The organism is Tunturiibacter lichenicola (genome assembly GCF_051013355.1).
Classification (GTDB): Bacteria; Acidobacteriota; Terriglobia; order Terriglobales; family Acidobacteriaceae; genus Edaphobacter; species Edaphobacter lichenicola_F.
Genome location: NZ_CP132944.1, coordinates 5091817 through 5113777, shown reverse-complemented (window position 1 = coordinate 5113777; position 21961 = coordinate 5091817). Strand labels below are relative to the sequence as shown.

19 protein-coding genes and 1 tRNA gene are annotated in these 21961 nt (G+C 50.6%); 6 read left to right on the top strand and 14 right to left on the bottom strand.

What is annotated here, in order from left to right:
• Nucleotides 1-114: 114 nt before the first annotated feature.
• Nucleotides 115-190: transfer RNA gene (locus RBB82_RS21495), tRNA-Lys, on the top strand.
• A 125-nt stretch (nt 191-315) separates the two neighbouring features.
• Here RBB82_RS21495 and RBB82_RS21490 read toward each other — a convergent pair.
• Entirely contained in the window at nt 316-1464 is a 1149-nt protein-coding gene (locus RBB82_RS21490) for a hypothetical protein (RefSeq protein ID WP_433972775.1), read from the bottom strand.
• Nucleotides 1465-2480: 1016 nt separating this feature from the next.
• On the bottom strand, nt 2481-3065 hold the full coding sequence (locus RBB82_RS21485) for a PEP-CTERM sorting domain-containing protein (RefSeq protein ID WP_433972774.1): 585 nt from the start codon (nt 3063-3065) through the stop codon (nt 2481-2483).
• Between the two features lie 125 nt (nt 3066-3190).
• Here RBB82_RS21485 and RBB82_RS21480 point away from each other — a divergent pair, with 125 nt between their 5' ends.
• The 5 genes from RBB82_RS21480 to RBB82_RS21460 all read left to right on the top strand — a co-directional run bounded on the left by RBB82_RS21480 (nt 3191) and on the right by RBB82_RS21460 (nt 6864).
• Nucleotides 3191-3913, top strand: a complete 723-nt coding sequence (locus RBB82_RS21480) for an SOS response-associated peptidase (RefSeq protein ID WP_433972773.1) — start codon at nt 3191-3193, stop codon at nt 3911-3913.
• 56 nt (nt 3914-3969) lie between these two features.
• Complete coding sequence (locus RBB82_RS21475; RefSeq protein WP_433972772.1) at nt 3970-4590, top strand: PEP-CTERM sorting domain-containing protein; 621 nt, start codon at nt 3970-3972, stop codon at nt 4588-4590.
• Nucleotides 4591-5383: 793 nt separating this feature from the next.
• Entirely contained in the window at nt 5384-5614 is a 231-nt protein-coding gene (locus RBB82_RS21470; RefSeq protein WP_433972771.1) for a hypothetical protein, read from the top strand.
• A 48-nt stretch (nt 5615-5662) separates the two neighbouring features.
• On the top strand, nt 5663-5899 hold the full coding sequence (locus RBB82_RS21465; RefSeq protein WP_433972770.1) for a hypothetical protein: 237 nt from the start codon (nt 5663-5665) through the stop codon (nt 5897-5899).
• Between the two features lie 107 nt (nt 5900-6006).
• A complete protein-coding gene (locus tag RBB82_RS21460; protein WP_433972769.1) occupies nt 6007-6864 on the top strand; it encodes a hypothetical protein in 858 nt (285 codons plus the stop codon).
• A 96-nt stretch (nt 6865-6960) separates the two neighbouring features.
• Here the strand turns inward: RBB82_RS21460 and RBB82_RS21455 are convergent, their stop codons facing one another.
• The 12 genes from RBB82_RS21455 to hldE all read right to left on the bottom strand — a co-directional run bounded on the left by RBB82_RS21455 (nt 6961) and on the right by hldE (nt 21942).
• The gene (locus RBB82_RS21455; protein ID WP_433972768.1) at nt 6961-8166 is read right to left on the bottom strand and encodes a phage major capsid protein; all 1206 of its coding nucleotides are present in this window, start codon (nt 8164-8166) and stop codon (nt 6961-6963) included.
• A gap of 79 nt (nt 8167-8245) precedes the next feature.
• Nucleotides 8246-8923: an HK97 family phage prohead protease gene (locus tag RBB82_RS21450; RefSeq protein ID WP_433972767.1), complete on the bottom strand. Its 678-nt coding sequence runs from the start codon at nt 8921-8923 to the stop codon at nt 8246-8248.
• Entirely contained in the window at nt 8916-10250 is a 1335-nt protein-coding gene (locus RBB82_RS21445; RefSeq protein ID WP_433972766.1) for a phage portal protein, read from the bottom strand. The genes RBB82_RS21450 and RBB82_RS21445 overlap by 8 nt, the downstream gene beginning before the upstream one ends.
• A 294-nt stretch (nt 10251-10544) precedes the next feature.
• Nucleotides 10545-10967 carry a hypothetical protein gene (locus tag RBB82_RS21440; RefSeq protein WP_433972765.1) on the bottom strand — a complete coding sequence of 141 codons (423 nt, stop codon included), beginning with the start codon at nt 10965-10967 and terminating at the stop codon, nt 10545-10547.
• 532 nt (nt 10968-11499) lie between these two features.
• Nucleotides 11500-11907: a hypothetical protein gene (locus tag RBB82_RS21435; RefSeq protein WP_433972764.1), complete on the bottom strand. Its 408-nt coding sequence runs from the start codon at nt 11905-11907 to the stop codon at nt 11500-11502.
• A 544-nt stretch (nt 11908-12451) separates the two neighbouring features.
• Complete coding sequence (locus RBB82_RS21430; RefSeq protein ID WP_433972763.1) at nt 12452-12877, bottom strand: hypothetical protein; 426 nt, start codon at nt 12875-12877, stop codon at nt 12452-12454.
• 795 nt (nt 12878-13672) lie between these two features.
• Nucleotides 13673-14698, bottom strand: coding sequence for an RNA polymerase sigma factor (locus tag RBB82_RS21425; protein ID WP_433972762.1), 1026 nt, complete (start codon nt 14696-14698; stop codon nt 13673-13675).
• Between the two features lie 867 nt (nt 14699-15565).
• On the bottom strand, nt 15566-16669 hold the full coding sequence (locus RBB82_RS21420) for a tyrosine-type recombinase/integrase (protein ID WP_433972761.1): 1104 nt from the start codon (nt 16667-16669) through the stop codon (nt 15566-15568).
• Nucleotides 16670-16968: 299 nt separating this feature from the next.
• On the bottom strand, nt 16969-17745 hold the full coding sequence (locus RBB82_RS21415; RefSeq protein WP_433972760.1) for a hypothetical protein: 777 nt from the start codon (nt 17743-17745) through the stop codon (nt 16969-16971).
• A gap of 412 nt (nt 17746-18157) precedes the next feature.
• Nucleotides 18158-19369, bottom strand: coding sequence for an ATP-grasp domain-containing protein (locus RBB82_RS21410; RefSeq protein WP_433972759.1), 1212 nt, complete (start codon nt 19367-19369; stop codon nt 18158-18160).
• Between the two features lie 87 nt (nt 19370-19456).
• Entirely contained in the window at nt 19457-20437 is a 981-nt protein-coding gene (gene rfaD, locus RBB82_RS21405) for an ADP-glyceromanno-heptose 6-epimerase (RefSeq protein ID WP_433972758.1), read from the bottom strand.
• A complete protein-coding gene (gene hldE, locus RBB82_RS21400; protein WP_433972757.1) occupies nt 20434-21942 on the bottom strand; it encodes a bifunctional D-glycero-beta-D-manno-heptose-7-phosphate kinase/D-glycero-beta-D-manno-heptose 1-phosphate adenylyltransferase HldE in 1509 nt (502 codons plus the stop codon). Before hldE ends, rfaD begins: the two co-directional genes overlap by 4 nt.
• Nucleotides 21943-21961 lie beyond the last annotated feature (19 nt).

The window sequence follows — 21961 nt, the reverse complement described above, 5'->3', positions numbered from 1 at the left end:
GTTTGTTCAGCCAGATCTCCAAAGAACGATGAGAATGAGCGGCAACAGCTTGCGTTGCCGGTGGTTGAGAGGAAAATTCAACAGTCCGAATGTGCTAACTTGGTAGTGTGGTCTGAGAGCGTAGCTCAGTTGGTAGAGCATCGCCCTTTTAAGGCGTTGGTCCTGGGTTCGAGCCCCAGCGCTCTCACCATAAAATCAACACTTTACAAGTGGTTCTCTTCCAACCGGCTAAACCCTGGGTCACTTTTGGGTCACAGCCAGATAGCTTCTGTCCATCAATTCAATATGGATCTAATTCGCAATGAATGATCCGCATCAATGAATGAAGTTAATCCACCCTTTAATCGCTTGTTGACTCATTCCTAGGCCGATGGCAGCAGTTTCTAAGATATTCCGGAGACCTAACGAAAAGTCCGCAAGCGCCTCTTGCTTCCAAGAGCGTTCTTCAGCCGCCTGAACAGCGAACTTCGCCACGTAGTCTGCTACCAACGTTGGCTGAGCTGTGCTCAAATCCTGCACAATCACAGTAGAAGCCGCTCGATCTAACTTCAACGGGGTCAGCACAGAAATGATTATCGGCCCTACGCCTACACGGACTCCTTTTATTGTGGCAAGCATGAGACTGCTGCGCGCGTAATCATAATGGCTAAGTATCCAGTCAACTTGGTCCGTGGTGGGCATATCGTCCCAACCCTGATTGAGCGACGTTATAGGTATGTATGTCACGTTTATTTGGTTTCTTTGGGCGGCTAATTTCTTAAGATCATCCTTTGAAGGGAGTGCGATTAGCGCGGTGATAAAAGCTCGATATCTGGCTACTTCGGTTGCTTGTGGTCGATGACTCAATAACGCATAGCTATAGAGCCCAAATCCATCTTCCTCTGCGTATTGCCTAACTAAAGGAGCCATCCCGGTCACTCGCCGAGGACTTGAATTATTCCCAATACTGCTTTCGCCTGAATATGCTGGGGGAAAAGGCCGTACGGGAGAAGCGGGTTGCGGTGGAGCGATGCCTTCTTGGTTATTTATCGGAGGCGGTCCCGACCAGAGAGAGGAGTTGCCGGGAACGACGATGACCCCTGAACTGCCGAAGTTATCAATACACGGAGTGCCCGCCGGAAGCCCAGCGGCCCAACCGCTGAGAACTCTTCCTGCACGAGGACCATCCATAAATTTACAGAGCGAAGTATTTTTCTCAAAGTTGGGCTCTTGGAACAGAGCGGCAACTTCGGGGCGTGGGAGCAAGACTATTAATAAGACACACAATGCGATTGTCGGTGGCTTCTTGCTCCGATATTTCTTGTATCCCCACCGTGAAGCCCAGACAAAAAAAACCGCAATTCCGGCGAAAAGTAAAACCATTGCTGCAGAGGGAGGCGGCGGAGGAAGAAGAAAATATGCAAGCAAGTAGAGAAGCAACGTGATGGCTACAACGGATCCGAGGAGCAGAGGAGATTCTCGCAACGCGTACCTCCTGGTTGAAGAGTACGGAAAGCCTACACCTGTATCTAAGAGTGAGTCATTCCCTTCCTCCTAAAAATCTCTGGCTGCATTTTCGCTTTTTATTCGCTACACTGTTCCTATGAAACGGATCTATCAACTGCCAACCGAAAGAAGCCTCTCTGATAAATGCCCTTCTTGCGAAAAGCTGATTCGGCCAGCAGATATTGTGCGACTGACCGTGGATTACTCACGGTGTGTTCATTGCGGTGCCGTGTATGCAACCGTGGACATTTGGGGTAAAAGTCGTACTGCGTCGATCAAGTGAGTTCATCTATGCCCATCGTGCGAATGTTCTTCCAAGAAACGATGATGAAGTTGGATGTGTGCTTCCTTCAAGGCAACACCCTGATAGGGACACATTGGGAGTTCACTCAACCCGAGCAGGTCATCGCCTTAATGGAATCAGCAAACTGCCGGTTCAAAGACATCCAGTCGGTGAAGCAGACCCTGAAGGAACGCAGACCAGGCTCAATTGAGATTGAATTGAGTCAAGAGCAATTCGATAAGCTTAGAAGTCGCAGACAGAGAGTTCAACGGAAGATAAGCAGGGGATAGAGCGTGCCACGGAAGATTAAAACTCCAAAGCAGTACAAGCCAATGGGATTTGGTGACAGAGACGACAGAGGCAGCGTAGAAGCCCATCTGAGAGCCAGAGATGAGGCAAGAGAGACGCGTCTATATAACCGAAGGATGAAAGAACTTGAGGCTGAGGAAGCTGCCAAGCGTGGTCTGCTGTCAAGGGTGATACGGTTCTTGAGTTTTAAAGATGGGGAGACATTGATGTGATCATTCAATGGCCATCGAAGATAGAAGAACCCATTGCCTGTCCCATTGGTCTTGCTCTGTGGCAGGAGTACACCAGGCGCAATCCTGACGGCCTGAAGGTGCCACCTGTAGATGGTCGTAACGTGAGAGACCCAGAACTATTGCCGTACATCAAGCATGTTGCAAAGTGCGAGGAGTGCAATGAGGTCTGATTAGCGAAAATGTTGCCTATGTCTAGTTGCAAGAGCTAGAAACAATAGTCCAACTGTAAAGAGAGCTATGCTGGAAGGCTCTGGGACTGGTGAGGTATCGGCGGAGATCGTAAGGGTTAGAGGTGAGCCGGGGGGTGGAAAACCGCTCCCAGAGTATCCAGAGTAGGTGCCGAGATTGAGTACAGGATCGGAGTTAGGTCCACTGAAAAGCGGGGGAGGATTACCTATCCCATTGATAGAGCCGTCGTCGAACGCCACAGTAAAGAAGCACGGATTGTAAGGGTCAAATGGTGTCAGACAAGGAATGTTCGTAAGCACTATTGCATCGATTCCAAAATACAAAAATTCTGAATCTGAGTCGATTGCGACGCCGTTGATTTTAGGGGAGACGTCGCCAAATAACGAAAAGTTTGGCGGTGGTAACCCGTTATCGCTTGTGTAAAACTCTGGATCGGTATTGACAGGGTTGGGCAGGGAAAAAGTTATCAATTCACCGCTGCCTTTGATTGTGAGGGTGTCAGCCCTAGAGACTAATGGTGTGATGGCTGCAATAGCGCAGCATAAGGTGGCGAGGAATGGGCGCATGGTGAACTCCTTCAACTTGGCCATCGCGGACGCGGGATATGGCGAGAGTGTGGGCCGAAACCGCCGACATGTCAACAGGATTGTAGGATTAATCTCTCGTGTGTTAGATGTACCGGAGTTCAAATATGTGCGGACGCTATGAAAGACATTCCGACAAACAAAGGATTGCCGATGCATTCAAGGTTGGCAAATTGCCACCAGGTTTTGAGCTCCCACCTGATTACAACGTTGCGCCCCAAACCTTCCAACCTGTTGTCAGATTGAATCGTGAGACGGGAGAACGTGAACTCACACTCATGCGTTGGGGTCTCGTTCCATATTGGGCTAAAGACTCCAAGGTTGGATTCTCTTCTATCAATGCAAGAGCGGAGACGGTGACAACTGCTCCAGTGTTCCGTGAGGCGTTCAAACGTCGTCACTGTCTTGTGCCAGCAGATGCGTTTTACGAATGGCAAAAGCTGGACGAAAAGGGGAAGAACAAACAAGCCTTTGCGATTGCGCGAAAAGATCGAGAGCCGATGGCATTCGCAGGACTATGGGAGGCTTGGAAAGATCCCAACCAGAGCGTCCCGCTGGAGACGTTCTCCATCATAACGACTGACCCCAATGAACTCATGCAATCAATTCACACACGCATGCCTGTGATCGTGCCTAAAGCAGACTGGAGCCGCTGGCTTGGTCCTGTCGATCCGGCTCAGCCACCAACAGACATCCTGAGACCTCATCCCGCAGAAGAGATGACAGCTTGGAAAGTGAAGAAGGATGTTGGGAACGTTAAGAACAATGACGCGAGTTTGACTGAACCCTGTGAGCCCTGTGCAGATTCAACAGGGTCACTATTCAGTTGACACGCCAGTTACCTCAGATCATCATTGGTTCCCAACGCAGCATCCAGAGGAGCTATATGATCAAAGCGTTCGCTAGACCACTTGCCTTGGCAGTTTGCTTCACGATATTACTCGTGGGTCATGCTGCTTACGCGAATACCTATACAACTTACTCACTAACGTCTGATAATTCCACGGCAGTCGGCATAGACGACTTCGGCAACGTTCTAATCGACACGAATAACAACTGTAGTGTGGGGCAGGGCGACGAACGCTGCTTCGAGATCTACAGTCAAGGAAAACTAATATCAAGATCAGATACGCTTCCAACTTCGTTTGTAGCGGACAACGGAACACCGTGCCCCTTTACTCCAATTTCAGAGTTTTCACTGGTAAGGTCGGTCTGTAACAATGGATATCAAATAGTCGATCTCTCCGGCATCACCATGCGCGAAGTCCTTGAGTTTTATCCTGGCTCCGGTCCTTCTGGAGACCCGCTCCTTGGCTTTGCTGCCGTAGACACGCTATTTGTTAACAGTGTTGGTGACTCCGTGATTGTCGATGGAAGCCACGACGGAACCATTTTCGAGGTTGTCATCAACACACCCGAGCCATCTACACTTGCTCTCTTCGCTACAGGTGCTCTAGGTTTGGTGGGTATAGGTGCTCGAAGGTTCGTTAGGGTGCGAAAACAATAGAATTTCAGTATGTGCGGACGTTGTTCAGTGAGTGCTTGCATTCATTTCGGAGCAGTCTTACATTCTCTTCTGCTATCTATTTTCGATAGAGCGTCCCATATTCAGAGGTTCCGGCCATGCACACTTCAGTCGAACTCTTGAGACAAAAATCCGAGTCTGCCAGGATTGATGCCAATAAGGCCCACGCTCGAATTCCACAGGTTCGCAAATCCAAATTACGAAAAGATGTTTGGTTTGCACTGAGTGCGGTTGAGCGGATGTTCTTAGAGAACGCAGACTTGCTCGAAAACGATATCAAAAATCAACAGTAATCTTCCCACACAAGACAACGCCTCTCGCAACAAAAACGCCCTGCTGTCCTCGAAAACTTGAGAGCAGCAGGGCTTTTCTTGCTAGCGGTAATTGTGATGGTAATGGTGGTGATGATATCGGTGATGGTAGTGATGGGGATGATCCTGCCCAACTCTCACTACGACCTGCGCAGATGCAGGCGATGCAGATGCACTAAACGATATAGCGACTACAGCAAGTCCAAATAACCAACTCTTCAAAGCTTTCATGGATTCCCTCCTAATCGATTGTTCGTATGGTTGTGATGCCCATGAGATGGGGCGCTGTTGTGCGAAACAACGAAATTGGGTGAATGCTTGGGTTGTATGCACAACGCATTCTTTTACGTGCAAAACAAAGCCACGAAGGGAGGAAAAATTGTTAGAACCAGAGAGAAGCCCCATGACTCAATGGACAGAGTCATGGGGCTTCGTATTGAACTCCACGTGATAGGCTTTCCGTCATGGAAAATAGAGATGTATCCAGCCTGAAAGGTGCCCGAGTTTGGGTGAAGGTCGTACGCGGAGAACTGATGGGAATTATTGAAAGCGTTCCTAAACCAGTATCAGACTCTGACTGGCAACATGCTATTAATTTGAGTGTTTTCTCCGTGCGTCTCGAAGGTGGCGAGTTGCTTGAAACGTCTGGCTGGTACTTCTCGCGCATTGACGAAGAACCTTCCAAAATCTCGTGATACGCTTTGCTCACCTCGAAGCAGAGGAATTCAGATGGGGTGAACGACATGAATGATTTTGAATACGCCATTTATCGTGTTGCTGAAATTCCAGGGCACCCGATGCAAGATCGTTACGTTGGTGTCTATGCTTTCGGCCAAAGACAAGCATGGTATCTCAGCGATACCTTTCTGGGACTTTATCTCCAGATGAGTAAGACGGCAATATCCACTGATTGGGAACAGGCAGAGCGGGCCGTCACCAGATATGGTGTTTATAAACAGTCAAAATCCACAACGGCGTAAGCGAAAAACTTTGCAACGTTGCATCGTGCGCAAGCCCCATGAGAGCGTGGCGGTGTTACGCTGCTCCGGTACAAGAATTTTCCATGTACGTTCAGGGGAGAATGCTCGTGAACTGTGCCAGCTGCGCAGCAGTCAACTTAAACGACGCGTTGTATTGCAATCGATGTGGAGAACCTCTCACAGTTTCGGCATTGGCCCGATACCAAGCTAGGCAGTTACAAGAAAAAAATATAAGAGAGGTTGAACTCACTGAAGTTGTAGCAAAGAGGCTACTTGATTGGGTCAAGCTTCTCGGTAGTGCGTGTACAGTTCTTGTGATAATCTTCGGATTCTTGCTCGGGAAAAGTTATTTCGATGTTCAGAAAGACATCGCCGATGCTCAAGGCCAGATTCGGGATTCCGTGACCAAAGGAACCGGCCAAATCCACACATCCATCGAGGAAGCAAAGTCTGAAATTTCCATAGCGATGCGAGAGATCCCTCCTATCGAGGGAAGTATCACGCAACTGAATTCCGATCTAGCGAGGTACAAGGAGGTCAATCAAAGAATAGAAAAATTGCAGGCCGACTTCTCACGGTTGCAAACTGACGTGATTGATCTGGGACATAAGTCGCTTAGAGCAGAAACGGTAGAGACCACCTCACCAGGCGGAGGAATGACAACTTTTGGGCGAACTGGTTGCGATCAACCGAAGGCACGCGGATATCCTTTTTCAATTTGCGCTCAAGGATCACCACTAGCATTAACTTCCGTAATGGCGGATGGGCGCACGCGCCCGGTAGCTAGTTATTCAGAGATCGGCTTTCAAGATGTGTCAAAAGCTCCTCGTCCAGGTTGCACCAATGATCTACGTGGAACGCTTTACGTGGAGAAAGGTCTGGCAGGTAAAGCTGATATGCCGTTTCTTTGCATTAAATCTGCCTCAGAAAACTACACGTGGATTCAACTTGCTGTAGCAAACTAAAATCCATCCAATTTATTTCTCTGCGTCCCATAGTCTTAAGTAAAGCTCCGCAATCCTACAAACAGAGTGCGGAGCTTACATTGTGATTGCTGTGGTTTATGCGTGCTGCGTCAGAACCTTCACAGGATGGCTGCCTGCGTCAGTGATAAACGAACCACCACGGCCATATCCGATGAAGGCAACAGCACCTTTGCTCACTAGGTAGGTGTAAGGGTCACGAGCAATCTGGAAACCACCACCGTTACCTGTGACATTTCGCATCGTGTAATATGCGCCAAAGTCACCAAAGGACAAAGCCGTGTGAGTGGCAGCAATACTCGGTGCAAACTGATCCAGGACCACGGGACGACCAAGCAGCGTGCCCAGAGCATCCGCACCAGCAGGAGCAGACAGAGCAGGCTGGAACAGAGGACGGCCAGTCGTATCGACAACACCCAACAGAGAGGTGCGAGTGGTGGAGTTCATGACGAACGTGGAATTGGGAATATACGCGGGATCAATTGATCCATAGAGACCAAGGATGTCAGCATAGGCAATCGCCGTAGGGCTTGCAGAAGTTGCACCAGACACCGCGCCAGCCAGATAGCTCACATACGAGCCATCGCTCGAACCCTGAGAGATAAACTTAGCCAGACCACGATAGAGACGCTGTCCCATGAGATCACGAAGGAACGCTTCAATATCGAAGAAGCTATCCTGCAACTCTTCGATGGTCACCAGGACCACACCAGTGTTATAAAGCGTCGTATTGCTGGCAGCAGCGGTAGACAGAGAAGGATCAACCTCAGTCGCTGCGGTATCCTCACCCCAAACCTGAAGACCATTTGCAGTGTCATTGACCAAGCTAACCTTCATCGAAGCGCCGGTATCGGTCTGACGCTGGTTAACAATGTTGACCAGACCACCGTACGCAAGCTGCGCAGCCGTAAGGACGGGGTAGAACGCGGGAGCGACCAACTGAGAACCACCAGTGATGTTGCCTGCTACTGCTCCAACACCAAGATCACGCTTTTCAGTCGTCTTGCCATTCACAAGGAAGTCACGCATTTCGCGTTTAGCGGTCTCAACAGCGGCGTCCGTGCTCTCAATGGGACCACGAGCAGGACGATTGCTGCTGCGCTGTTCTGCCTCTACAGCTTCGATCTTCTGAAGACGAGCAATGTCAGCAGAGATCACGTCAGATTCAGCAAGCATTGCATCAGCCTGAGCACGCTTCTCGTTGTTGAAGTCCTTATCGAGAACCAGCTTCTGCGCATCGGCCACGAGTTTGTTACGTTTTTCTTGAAGGTCTTTGATAATCATTTGAAACTTCCTTTTCTATAGGCAGGGGATGACACACACTCTTTTCACAGAGCGTCTGTCTTCAAAGTTGTTTGGTGGGTTATTTGCGCTTGGCTATTTCAATCTTAAGCAGCATTCGGCTGCGTTCAGACTCGCTGACCAAATCATCATCATCGCAGGTGCAATTCGGATCGACCTTGTTCCCCGCTTCGTCTCTCTCACAGGTGCAATCGTCGTCATCGTCATCTAAAAGGCTTCGGAGTTCTTTGGGGCAACGGGATCTGATGTCTACAGCCGTCTGTAAATATGCAGGGGACACGGTGACGGACAACTCGAACAGGTCAATCTGGTTCAGTGTTCTCACCAGAGTGCCAGCGTCGTCAGCGTATGAATCGTCCAGGGTCATGAATCCGAAAGAGCAGCCAGAAGTCACGCCTGATTCGATACTCAGGGCCAAATCGTTAGCGTAGCTCTGACGAGTGTCCAACTTGGCCGTGAATGATACTCCTCTGAGATCGGTCGTCAATTGCAGCGTTCTACTCGCGGTAGAAGCGATTGGTTGGCTGCTGTTGTGATTGTTTAGCAAGAGCACATTCTGTCCACTGCTGAGTGTCTTGGCAACGGCACCGGGTGCAACGATCTCGACAAAATTGCCGAGGTCTTGGCTACGCTGTCCAAAGACGATTGCTGTCCCTGAAATGGTCCGTGTGCCGTCTGCTGCCAACGGGGTGATTCGCAACTCCTTTGCAGGAATCGTTCTTACTTCTCGTTTATTCATTCAATGTCACCGTAGTTGGAGCAATAGTTGGCTCCAACAGTTTCTTTGCGTCAACCGTGTTCAAAGGTGCCCAAAACACGTCACACTCAGGGCCACCAGGGTTCAACCCAAGCCCTGTTCGCGCTTCATTGGCTGTCATCAAACCCCACTGTCGTGCAGTACCAAACGCCTCAATTTGAGACTTGGTATCCATCTTCAATCGGTCTGATACATCGTGTGCAATGGTGTACTTTCTTCCAGGGTTTTGAGACCTTGGAAGCAGCTTGCGTGTGAGTTCCTGTTCGATTTTATTGAGCCAAGGACGCAAACAATCGGTTAAGAATGTCAACTGCTGTGCAGCAAATGTCTCCCCTGCTACACGTGCTGTATCACCAATCTGTGACGGAAGCAGGCCGAATAGACCGCATATTTCCTGCCGAGTAAAGTTTCTACTTGCCAAAAACTCAGCATCTGCATTCGAGATGGAAAGTTGCTTCACATCTAACCCCGCATCTAGGATGCCAACGCGATGTTGGTTAGGTCCGCTATGAAGTGTTTCCCAGTCGCCACGAGCCTTCACTTTGTCCTCTGGCTTCATCTTGGTTCCAGGGGGCATGGTCAGAATGACTGCTGGAGTTGCATTGTTGGCAAAGAATCGTCCATTGAACTTGTCCATAGCCAAGTTACTGCCGATTACATTCCTTGCCTGCTCGATAACGCTGACACCAGTCACGCCGTTGAAGCTGAGACCAGGAACATGGACAATTTGTGTGGACTTAAGCGTTCTGAATTGACCAGGAGCCAAACCTTCCGAACATCGGTAAACAATGCTGCCATCTGACTGCCTGTAGGGTTGAACGCTTGCAGGAGGCAGGAACCATAGCCCGATGACAGCGCCCTGCTTGTTCGTTTCGACTTCAAGAAATCCGTTGCCTGTTAGCAATATGCTGGCGACGAAACTCTCCCAAGTAGTGAATGCCGTTGCGTCTGGATTACATTCGAGGGCGAGAATATCGTATAGAGGATTGTCGAAAGCCTCCTGCTTACCGTTTCCAGACTTCTGATACAAAATCGGCTTCATTGCAGCGATTGATTGGCTGATGAGCCGCACGCAAGCGTTCACCGTTGCTGTCTGCATTGCACTGACAGGGGTGACAACCTCACCAGAATCAGATCCTGCTCCACCGAACAAATCGCCCCACCGCGCAATCTGTGCAATCGGCATAGGTGGGCTGAGTTGGGTACCGATGTCCCGTTGTTCAGGCTGCTGGAGCCTGAGTGTTATCAGTTTCATTGTTTTGATCTTTCTGAGCAGGGCCGCCACGATGGGCTGACTAGAATCCTGCATGTTTATTCGATAGCAAATCCAGGTTTTGAAACTCTACCGAGAGGCCGCTCGTCCAAAGTCATATCTCGGCCAATACAGCGGGAAACGATCATAAGAAGTGCTTCCGATTGGGGCGGTGTTTTTCGCTGCCCCATTTTTATTTGGAAAACGCAGACAGGTTTTTTGGCATCAATTAGTTAGCGATAGCAGGGACTGTGGTGGTCCCAGCGTCAGAATTTTAGGACGAAAGCACATTCGGGCGGAGGTTCCTTACCTCTGGCCTCTGCCTGCTTTTTGGTTACGTAAGGGGCTCAATCAATCGAGCTCGTCAAGTGCTGCCCACAGCCTATCCTCTTCTGACTGCACTTGAGGCGTCGGCACCTCGATTGGTGGAAGGTTCATCTTCAATCTGGAAGCTGGAGTCATTCCCAGTTTGCCCAACACAGTCAGCAGCGCGTTGTAGTCTCCAGTCTTTGCATCTGGATGACGCATCCTGACAATCAAACGAGCAGCAATCTCGACAACGATCCGGTCTGAGCGAGCCAGTAAGCCAGGATGTGCAATGCGTACAAGTTCGACCCATGCTGCCTTCTCTGCTGGCTGCAAATGCGTAGGCGGTCTGCCAATCGGAATGTGAATGGTAGGAACTGACTTCGTTAGGTGTTCATACCGCCGTTTATTCTGTTGATACGTACCACTTAGCTGGAGTTGTGTAAGGGTTTTCTTAGGTGTTGGCATAATATTTACTGCATCCTTCTAATGAATTAATGCGTCTAACTATCACATGGAAGATGAGTTACGCACACTAAGCTCGAGATATTCCCACCGAATATTCGAGCTTGGATGGTCTATTTATGGAATTTGATCAGTTTAGGCGAAAAAGAACCTTGGGCGTCGGTCTACGACCCAGCAAAGAAGTGTTGAGTTTAGCCGCCCATATCCTTTTCAGTATCAACTACTTACATCTTTGATGGTTTGTTTTTGAATACAGATAGGTGAGAACTGGTGACGAGCTTGTTGCGCGTCGAGTCACCAGTTCTCAATCGTGTTGTCCCTTCGGAGAACGCAACACGATAATCATCCGTTTATCTGCTGAGAACCTTGACCCAATCAAAGAGAGCAGACGTGTAACGGATGAATATCAATTTCAATAAAACAAACCAGCGCGGAGATCGTGGGTGAGATTATGTCTACGTCTCAACGCTGCTGGTTTGTATCGCTGTAATACGTCGCACAGCAGAGTAAGCCGTATCCAACGAATCTTTAATCTTTATTCGACAGGTTCAGGAAAGATTGACTGCCACTCTGCCAATGCTTCTGCTTCAGGATCTACGATGAGATAGAGTGATTTACCACCACGATGACCAACTTCTCCAGGTGTGAACTTGATCAACTTCAACCCCATCAATTCTTGGCGTACACGGTCTAGATTCTCAGGCAGCACACTGGATCTTTTCGCCACAAGTGCTTCATCTATCCAGCAGGGGTTGGCGCAACGCCAGTTGCTTACATTCCACAGACCAGCAAAGAATCTACGCGCGCCATAGGTGAGTTTGTTGCAGATCTCAGGTGGCAAAATCTTATCAGCGGTCTGAAATGGTTTGTCTGTGCGCTGTACGCGTTCTACGCGTGTAATGGGCTGCGCTGTCTGCTCTGCGGATGAAGGCGCGTTATACATTTATCGAAGTGTCCTTGTGGTTGTCGATGTGTGGGTGAGTTTCGTAGTAAACAGGCTGAATCTTAATCTTGAAAGTGTCTTTATACTCTCGGGAAAACCTGATCAATCCTGCATCCTCAATCTCCTGCAATAGGTCCGGTAGGCGCTCGTATACAGTGCGAGATCGCATAGCTAACTTATCTTCCATCATGGTCACAGTGTTATACCGGACAAATGAGCATTTGAACCAGATAGCCCTAAAAACTGTTACTGCATCTCTTGTGAGTCTTTGACGGTATTCTGGGTTGAGGATCTTGAATGGGTGGGTGTTTGCGAGTTCTTGAATCTCTTCTTTCGTGCGTGTTCTGCTATCTTCAGACATTTGGTTTTCTCTCTATTTGGTTATTTCGTTGGTTTTGTTGTCGGGTTTACTACGAATACTTTGTTTAGGAGTTCTGGCCGAGTCTGCAAAGATGTTGCTCGGAGATTCAGTTCTCTATTCCTGCTCTTTGCCTTTGCACACTCTGCAATTGATAGATCAACAATGTTTTTAGGTGATAGTGCTTTACGCGCTGCAATGTGTCTGCGCTTGGCCTGTCTCTTGGTTTCTGTCACTACGTTTTCCTGCCTCTATTGTTATTAGGGTGTTGATTGTCTGGAATACATCCATGGATATTGCGAATAAGAACCTAATCAGACCATTGGCGGCAGGAGGCAAAGGTTCACTAAGATCCAGTCCCGTGCTTACAGCGTGTTCTGTTACCTTGTCGATAATCTTGTCTATCTGTCCAAGGGTCTGCCTGAGAAATATAATTCTCTGCCCATTGTCTGTGTAGGGGTTCTCGATAAAACCCACAGCGAAATCACAGTCTCTAAGCCAGGTATCCAGCAGAGTCAGGAGCAGCAAATCTACCCCGTCTGCAGCTTCAGATTGTTCTGCTTCCACTCGCTCATGCAACTCCTGCGCATATTCAAATAGGGATTCATTCATTGCGGTACTCCTTTCTGTTTATTCTCTCTTCCCTATATAACAATCCGTTTTTTAGGGAGAATGTTGCTTGGTTGGTAAATATATTTTCTGTAAGTACGTTCTGCCTATGTTTAGGCATACGTGTGTTCGATGTACACAGGAGTACCTTCTAGGCAAAATGGTGAATCTCGCCAAGAGGTTCACTCTGTTAACAGGAATGTTTCTATGTCGTTTGTTTATATTTAAGAGTCTTAGTAAACAGGGTTGTTAGATATTTGGACGGAGGTATAGGTTACCGTTCTTAAAAAACTAAGTAACCCTTTATGCCTATTGGACTTGGGTATCAGAGGTTTATAGATTGATTTTGGATAAGACTCCACTGTGGATGTTGTCCTATGGTCTTACGATGTCTATTCAGGACTGACTCCTGTGACCACACCGCATAGCCTCTCGACTACGATTTTGCTCTCTATTAGAGCGTGCTCGGCTTTACAGCTTGAGACCTTAGTCCTGCACATGGAACACTGTGCAAGCACTCACAACCAACACATCCGTTAGGACGCTTGGCAGTTCTGCTTCCCAATCAAGTTTCAAAGCATCCTCGGCTTCTGGCGGCTGCTCAGAGTTCTGCACTATGAGAAGAATGTCTTGATTGAGGTAGGAAGAAATAACTTATTCTCTCTTCCCTATATAACAATCCGTTTTTTAGGGAGAATGTTGCTTCCACCTCAAAATAAATCAAATTATTTTTATCTTGATCTGGATTGTTACATCCTGCAACGTATTGCAAAGGGACCACGTGTGCCACCTGCACACCTATGCAAACTCTTTCTTGAGTCCTAGCTCTTTGACCTTCTTTCGGATCTTTAACATACGGCTACGCACACTCTGCTCGGTAGTCTCTAGAACACGAGCGATGTTTTCGTAGTCGTAACCCTCTCTCATCCATTTACATATCTGCCGGTCTATCCCCTGAATAAACTCAGGTATGACAAGGTAATACTGTTTCTGGAGTTCTTTGGCGTAGATTTCAGGATTTTCAGCTTCAAAAGATGCATCCTCTGACTCGACATTCACTATCAAAGTAGTCTCTATCCGGGATGTTTTCTTGGCCTCATTGAACGCCCTACAGTAGGCATGTTTTACGCATTTATTCAGCCACGCATAGAACATTGCATTATTCCCATCCTTGGGTTTGAAGGATTTAAGCGCATTGGCAACATCAATAAGAACTTCCTGTGCAATATCGTCAGTGTCACCGTCTGGATAGTTTGTCTCATTGAATTTCTGCCTGACTACGCCAAAGGCATAGTTCGAGATCACCTCATGCAACTTGTCAGATGTACCATCCCCATTCTGCCCTTGTGTATAGGCTGAATAGGCAGCATTGATTTTTCTCTTGTTAGGGATTCTTTGGTATCTCTTATAGCGGGGAATAGGCAGAGGGTCACTGCCTGTTAGAGAGATCTCAGCATCCTCGTCTGTACGCTCTGTAGTGTCCTTTGTCTTCTCAAGAATGGATGTAACGACTGCATCTAGTGGGCTGGCTGTATCAGGATCAGGATCAGACTCTTCACTAGTAAAGCCATAGGTACGCCAAGGTGTAATGGCCTTTGCATGTGCGCTAGCCATACGGTGTGGTCTGGAATCGTTCAGCGCCTTCAGGTACTGCCCTACTAGGGTCCGGGTAGCATCAGTCGTTTTTGTACGCTGCTCGGCGGTAGGGGCAGCCAACGCCGTTTTCTTGGTATCCCTCTCTGACCGGGCGACCTCATTAGCAACCTGCTCGGAGATGTAATGCATGAATGTGGGAAGAAATGTTTGTTGTGTGGTGGCTTGCATTGGATTTCTCTCTTCGTACTGCGGTTTGGTACGGCAGGATTTAAGGCAGGGATGTCCTTAAGCCCTCAGTGGGGGCAAGGTGGCATCAGTTGGTTATGGCGTGACTCAGGTCACAGATCAGTGTTTGAGAGCGGCACAGTCCCGCTGTGCAAACTTCTCAAGTTCAACTGCTGGCACCAAAACACGTCCCCCAAGCCTGCGAACCTTCAGACGGCCAGCTGCTATCCAGGTATCTAACAGCCTGCAAGACACGCTCATAGCGTGAGCGGCCTCACGACGGCTGTAAAGAATTTTAGGGATGAGGGTTAGGTCTGCTGCTGCGGACAGGTCAGTGAGTACTCCTGAAAACGAAGACACTTCGGGCATTGATGATTTTCCTTGGGAATCATTGGTGAATGGTGGACGGTTGCACAAGAGAACACTGTGCAACATCACACACGCTCATCCTGCCTTCTTTGCTTCGGTTGTTGTATTGGGGTGTATTGGGTCCGTGAGTGGACCATCCTCTAGCCTCAATCCTCTTTCATAGGAGAGACTGCCATAACTGCACCTTCTTCACGCTGGCGAAGCGTGGCCTTATATGCTTCGTACCGAGTTGGTTTCTATATCTTTGCTCCCCTCTTCAGTCTCTACCTGCTTAGTACCCTTGTCTTGTTACGCCATGTCACATCACGCGTTGTCACGCCACGTCCAGTTATGACACGTCACGCCATATCCCCTTATTTCAGGGATAGATTGAAGATAAATGGAGGCCGACTCGAAGTCAAGCTATTTTTTATAGGGATCAAGCGTTGTCGCAGGAGCTGCGATTGAGGGGACATCCTTAACAATTTCAACTGTAGCGTCTGGAGATACCGAAGTCAAGGTTTATCTGGGTGAATTCAGCACCTTCATTGCGTCCACCAGAGTCCGTTTATCTAGGTGCATGTATCGGGCTGCCATCTGGATGGTTTTGTGGCCAGCTGCTTCCTGAATCACTTTTATGCTGAATCCTGCCTGTGCTAATCGTGAGCAAAACGTGTGTCTCAAATCATGCCAACGCAAATTCTTGATCCTTGCGCGTCTGGTAGCTGATGCCCACCATTTTTTGTTGTCACCAAGAGCGAAGACTGCATTGTCTGGGGCCTGATTTGGCAGTTCAGAGGAACGTGACTTGCGAACCATTGGGATTTTTCTCAAGCCCTTCATTGCGGCAATCACGTCATCAATCATGTGAACGGTTCGGGCGCTGCCATTCTTAGTTTGAGTTAGAACGATCTCCTTCCTGTGAAAATCAACCTGATCCCAAAGAAGGCTGTACATTTCACCCCGTCTCATTCCAGTCTTCAGGGCAACGTCTAGCTCATAAAGATGGTGCTGGTATCGCTTCCGCAATCCCTCAGTCTGACAGCTGTCCACGTCTGCCTGGAGCACCTTACGCAGTCTGACTTCTTCGGCGTCGTCCATGTAGCGGATGATCCCGCTGCCCACCTTTGACGACTTCACATCTCTGACAGGATTGACTGTGACCAATTCCCTTTCTTTGCCGTAGGTATAAATCGATGAGAATTGCGTCCTGTAGCGATTCATGGTCGCTTTGGCTACATCGAGACTTTTGAGCCAATCCGAGACCTCTGAGGGGCGAATGCTGGCCGCTGGTCGCAATCCAAATTCCTTCTTTATCCTTGCTAGCCGCAAAGGTGGGTTGTGCTGATCTTTGTAGTGCCCAGGGTCCGAGACGATCTGCTTTAGAAGCGCATCTGCCAACTCGCCCAATGTCACCTCACCTGAAGCTGATGCAAGCTCCGCCGAAGTCCTCACAACCTGTTTGGCTGATGTGGGAACAATCCCCTGTCCATCTCTGAGTATGGTCCGGGTCTTTTCAATGTAGGCAATCGCCGCTGAGCGATCATTACCGAACGACTTCCTGACCTTTTTGCCGTTCACGAAGTAGCGCACGTACCAGCTGCCTTTTCCATTGCGTTGATACACGCCTTCAACGTCCTTCGGTTTCCTAGCCATGCCGGAAGTTTACCCCAAGTGGGTCACAATTGGGTCACATTGGGTCAGTTATTCCTGCAACTCATTGCTACGCTTCCCCTGTAAGTTAACAGTGAAACAGTCTTTGTTTATAGGGGCAATGATGCACATGAGTAGAAATGTGATGCATGACCTAGAAGCCATCATATCGCCCTTTTAAGGCGTTGGTCCTGGGTTCGAGCCCCAGCGCTCTCACCATAAACAAACTAAACAACTTAGATATCGTTCCTTGCCGGGAAAGCCGTGACATCTTACTTCAGCGGACCGCCTCCAAAGTAGAAGTCTGCGGTTTGAATAGCTGGTCCTGCACTCCCGCCTTCACTCACCGAACAGACGCCCGAAAGAGTTCCTTCCTTTGAGTCCCCTCCCGGAACAGGAAAGCGGGTTGTAAGTTTGTCCGGGTAGATGGTCATTTGATGGTCAGGACCGTCGCGGAAGAACCCCTGAACGAGCAGATTCTTGCGATTCGCATATCTCAAATCAAGTACCGTATTGCCCTTTTCATCAAAGACCTTTAGCGAAGAAGCATCGTCTCGTACCGGCGAGCGGTAGGTACGATTACGATTGACGTAGAACTTGTTTTTCTCGATGCTGACGATGATGTTTCCGTCTTTATCAAGAACTTTAGCCTCAACTGTGATGGCACCCACTTTTCCATCTATTTTCAAAAATTCGACATTATCCGTTCGAACAATATTGCAAGGCAAACTGAGGCATTCAAACTCATTGGCACCGGCCCTGACGTTTAGGACGAACTTATCTTCTGCTGGAATCACGTAAAGGCTTGAACAAGCTGCAGGAAGCTTGTCTGAAGCGGGAACCAATAGCCCTTGCCATTTCGTGGCATCTCCAAGTGAACTCTTAGCAACTGCTTTCAGAACCTTCGTTGTGTGGTTATTCGTTACTTGCACAACGATCATAGTGCCAACATTCACATTGGTGTTGTCGTTTCCTTTCGAGTCGATCTTCTGCTGAGCTTGTAGTGGAGTCGTTGACATCAACAACACGAATAGCGCTTTAGAGATCATTTAGCTTAGCCTCTTCACTGTATGTTCGTGTTGGTGTTTCCATTGCCGGTAGATTTGATCTGTTGTGTTCCAACAACGGGTGGCTTATGGCTGTACTCGTAAACCATGAACGCTAGCACCAAAACCAAAATGAGCGTCATCACGGGGTCTTTTTTCAAAGACTTCTAATAGTTTCTGGAGCGCTCCTGCTCCTTTATCGCTCATTCCATTACCTATCCTCATCAAAGTAGTGGTCATAAGGTAGCAGACACCCGCTCATGGAGTGCCTCCATTTCATATTCGCCTTTTGTTCGCTATACTCAATTCATAGGCATTGGCGGCTACAACAAAGTGCCTGACTTGTGAAGCTCGGGCCGTCTTTGCTTGTGGCTCCGTCTTTGGTGTTGGCTACCTTAATCCTCGGTTGTGGTGCTCAGGCTGTGGGCTGGGCCGGGGGCGGCTCGACGGCGCAAAATTCGTGAAGAAATCGGTCGCTGTACTGCGTTACCAGGTCTTCAATTCGTTCGGCTGAATTGGCGCGAAGTATAAGACCTGCATGATGATGTCGATCGAGGCGTTTGACGACCTCCGGCGCGTCGTAGCGGCTGGTGTCGGGGTGTTCCTGCCGGGCCAGACAGATGATGCTCCCGGCGTAGAGCTGGGTTATGTTTGGCAGGGCGTACTCCATGCCGAGAAGTGACGCGACCTCGATCCTGGCCCACTCGACCCAGGGATTGATTCCAGAGGCAAACTCGACGACGTCGGCGATGTGGGCGCCCCCAACACGTGCGGCGGTCTCGAGGAAGTAGAAGGTACCGTCGGCGTGGGATTTGATGAACTCTGTGTGAGTAACGCCGGAGGTGAGGCCGAGTGCGCTGATCACCTGCTTGTGGATCTCGCCGAGGCTGCGCGCGTCGCTCGATTCCCTGTCGAGCGCACGTGTACTGAAGACACCGCCCTGATGCATGGTCTGCATGGGGGGCTTGCCGTACTTGTAGGGTGCGCCGAAGACTGTTTTTCCCTTCCAGGTAACGCCCTCAACGTGAAAGATCTCTCCCGGCACAAAGCGCTCCAGGATGTAGTGTGACTGGAGATCGCCCAGCTCATCTAAGACCGGCCAGAGGTCGCTCGCAGCCTCGATCTTGCGGATGCCGATAGCTGAGGCGTTGGTGCGGGGCTTCAGCAGCCATGGGCCCGGGACATCGCGGAGGAAGACGCGCAGCTCGTCATAGTGGAAGACCCCGGTGAACTCGGGGACGGGGACGCCGCTCTGCCGAGCGCGGACCCGCATTGCAAGTTTGTCGCGAAAGTATCGAGTGGGAGATTCGCCCATGCCCGGAAGGCGCATATGCTCGCGGAGCAACGCTGCCACCTCGAGGTCGAACTCGTCGAGAGCAACGATGCGGTCGATTTTGTTTTCACGGGCGAGGTAAGTGACAGTGTTCAGGACCTGCTCTGGAGTGAGTTTCTCCGGCATGGTGAATAGTTTGGTGAGAGACTCGCGTGGCCATGGAGCGTGTTCCAGCTTGTCGACCGTGAGTAGAAGGACGTTGACGCCCAAATTGGCGGCCTCCTTCATGAAAGGCTGCCCCTTCTCGTAGGTGCTGATGCAGAGGATCGTCGGCTTCTGTTGCGGATCAGTCACACTGGCTCCTGTGGTCGGTAGGAACGAATTGTATCTGGTCGAACAGTTCGAGATTGTTTTTAATCCCGCTACCTGAGAAAGAATTCGTTAAACGGCTGGTTCTTCCGCAAACGTCTGCTTGACGCCTTCCTCCAACGAGGTGAACGGCGCGGTGTACCCTGAAGTCCGCAAACTGGCGATGTCCGCCTGAGTGTAGTGCTGATAGCGATTTTTCAGGTCGCCCGGAAAGGGTATGTACTCAATCTTGCCGGGACCGTGCACCTGCATCAGCGCTTCAGCGACTGCTTTGAATGTGCGGGCTTCACCGGTACCGGCGTTGACTACGGCGTGGATCGGTTTCTTGGGGCTATCCGGAAGCAGACCGGCAAAGAACATGTTGATGCGAGCAAGGTCTTTGACGAAGACGAAGTCGCGGCGCTGTTCGCCGTCGGAGTAGCCGCCCGAGCCCTCGAACATGCGGATGGTTCCGGTGTCTTTGAGCTGCCGCGTAAAGTGATGGATAACGCTTGCCATGCGGCCTTTGTGCTGCTCACGGGGACCGTAGACGTTGAAGTAACGGAGACCGACGACCGTGCACTTCATCTCCGGGAGAAGGCGGCGCACGTAGTCGTCGAAGACCAGCTTTGAGTAACCGTAGACGTTGAGGGGCCGCTCGTTTTTGGGGAGCGCTGCGAAGTCGGTGCTGGCGCCGTAGACGGCTGCGGTCGAGGCATAGACCAACGGGATCTTGCGGTCGAGCGCGAAGTGCAACAGCTCCTTGGAGTAGGTGAAGTTGTTGTCCATCATGTAGCGGCCGTCGTCTTCGAGCGTGTTCGAACAGGCGCCCTGATGCAGGATGGCGCGAATTCTGGTGTTTTCGAAGTCGCCTGCCTTCAGGGCCGCGCGAAACTCGTGCTTGTCCATGTAATCGCAGAACTGTGCGCCTACGAGGTTGAGGAACTTCGGGCCGGTGAGGTTGGGCGAGGGGGCGAAGTTGTCGACCAGCAGGATGTTGCGCTCGCCCGCGCGATTCAGCTGCTGGATGAGGTTGCTGCCGATGAAGCCCGCGCCGCCGGTGACGATAATCACTTCTGAATCTCCTCAATTCGCCCAGAGTTTGCAGTGAGTTTTTTTACGATGTTGGTGGTGGAGAAGCCCTCTACGGTGGGAACGATCTCGACGCGTCCGCCTGAGGCGAGGACATCCTCGTGGCCGACGACTGTCTCGATGCTGTAGTCGCCACCTTTCACGAGGACATTGGGCTTCAGAGCGCGGATCAGTTCCAGTGGGGTGTCTTCTTCGAACAAGACCACAGCATCGACTGCGGCAAGAGCAGCCATGACGCGGGCACGCTCCGTCTCTGCCACGATGGGGCGGGTAGGGCCTTTGAGGCGGCAGACCGATGCGTCGGCGTTGAGGCCGAGCACCAGCTTTGAACCGAAGCGGCGGCAATCTTCCAGCAGCGTAATGTGGCCGACGTGGAGCAGGTCGAAACACCCATTGGTGAAAACGATGGTCTGCCCAGAGGCGCGCCATTCGGCTACTCGCAGTTTGATGCGCTCGAGATCGAGGATCTTTTCGCCTGCGGTGAGCCCGGAGCTGGGTGTCAGAGCAGCTACCAGTTCGTGGCCGGCAATCGGGACGGTGCCGACTTTGCTGACCACGATGCCTGCAGCCAGGTTGGCGAGTTCAACTGCGGTTTCGACCTTCAGACCACCGGCGAGGCAGGCTGCCAGGGTCGCAATGACCGTATCTCCTGCGCCTGAGACATCGAAGACCTCGCGAGCGCGTGCGGGCGAGTGGTAGATGCCTGGGCTGTCTGGTGAAGGAGCGCGCAGGACGCTGATGCCTTTCTCGCTCATGGTGACGGTTAGAAATTTGAAGTCGTGCTCGGCGACCAGGGCCTGTCCGGCGGCGAGGAGCTCATCGGTGTGATGGGCGGCGATGCCTGTTGCCGCCGAGAGTTCACCGAGGTTCGGACAGACGGTGGTGGCACCGGTGTACTTGCTGAAATCGGGGGTCTTCGGGTCCGCCAGGACGGGGATGCCCGCAGAACGCGCGGCACGAATGACAGCTTCGCAGAGTGGCGCAGAGACTGCCCCCTTGGCGTAGTCAGAGAGGATGACGGCGTGGACCTTTTCGACCAGCTCGGTTGCGCGCTCCTGCAGGCGTTGAGAGTCGACGGCCGGTATGGGGTCTCGGCTCTCAATATCGAGCCGGAGGAGCTGCTGCGTGCGGCCAACGATGCGAGTCTTCGAGATGGTAGGGAGCGAGCTGGAGACTACGCCGACCGTATTGATACCGGCACGTTCTATGATCGCGGCCAGCTCTGCCTGTTCGGCGTCGGTGCCCCATAGGCCAGCGAGGAAGGTCTGGCAGCCAAGGCCTGCGAGGTTCATGGCAACATTGGCGGCTCCACCAGCGCGCTCGTACCGTCGGGCGTGGCGAATGACTGGAACGGGGGCCTCGGGTGAGATGCGCTCCACGTCGCCGTGAATGTAGCGGTCGAGCATGATGTCGCCGATGACAAGTACTCTGAGCTGGCTGAACCCGCCCTCAAGCAGGTTCAAAATCGAATGAAGTTCCGGCAACATGCGCGAGAATATCTCCTTG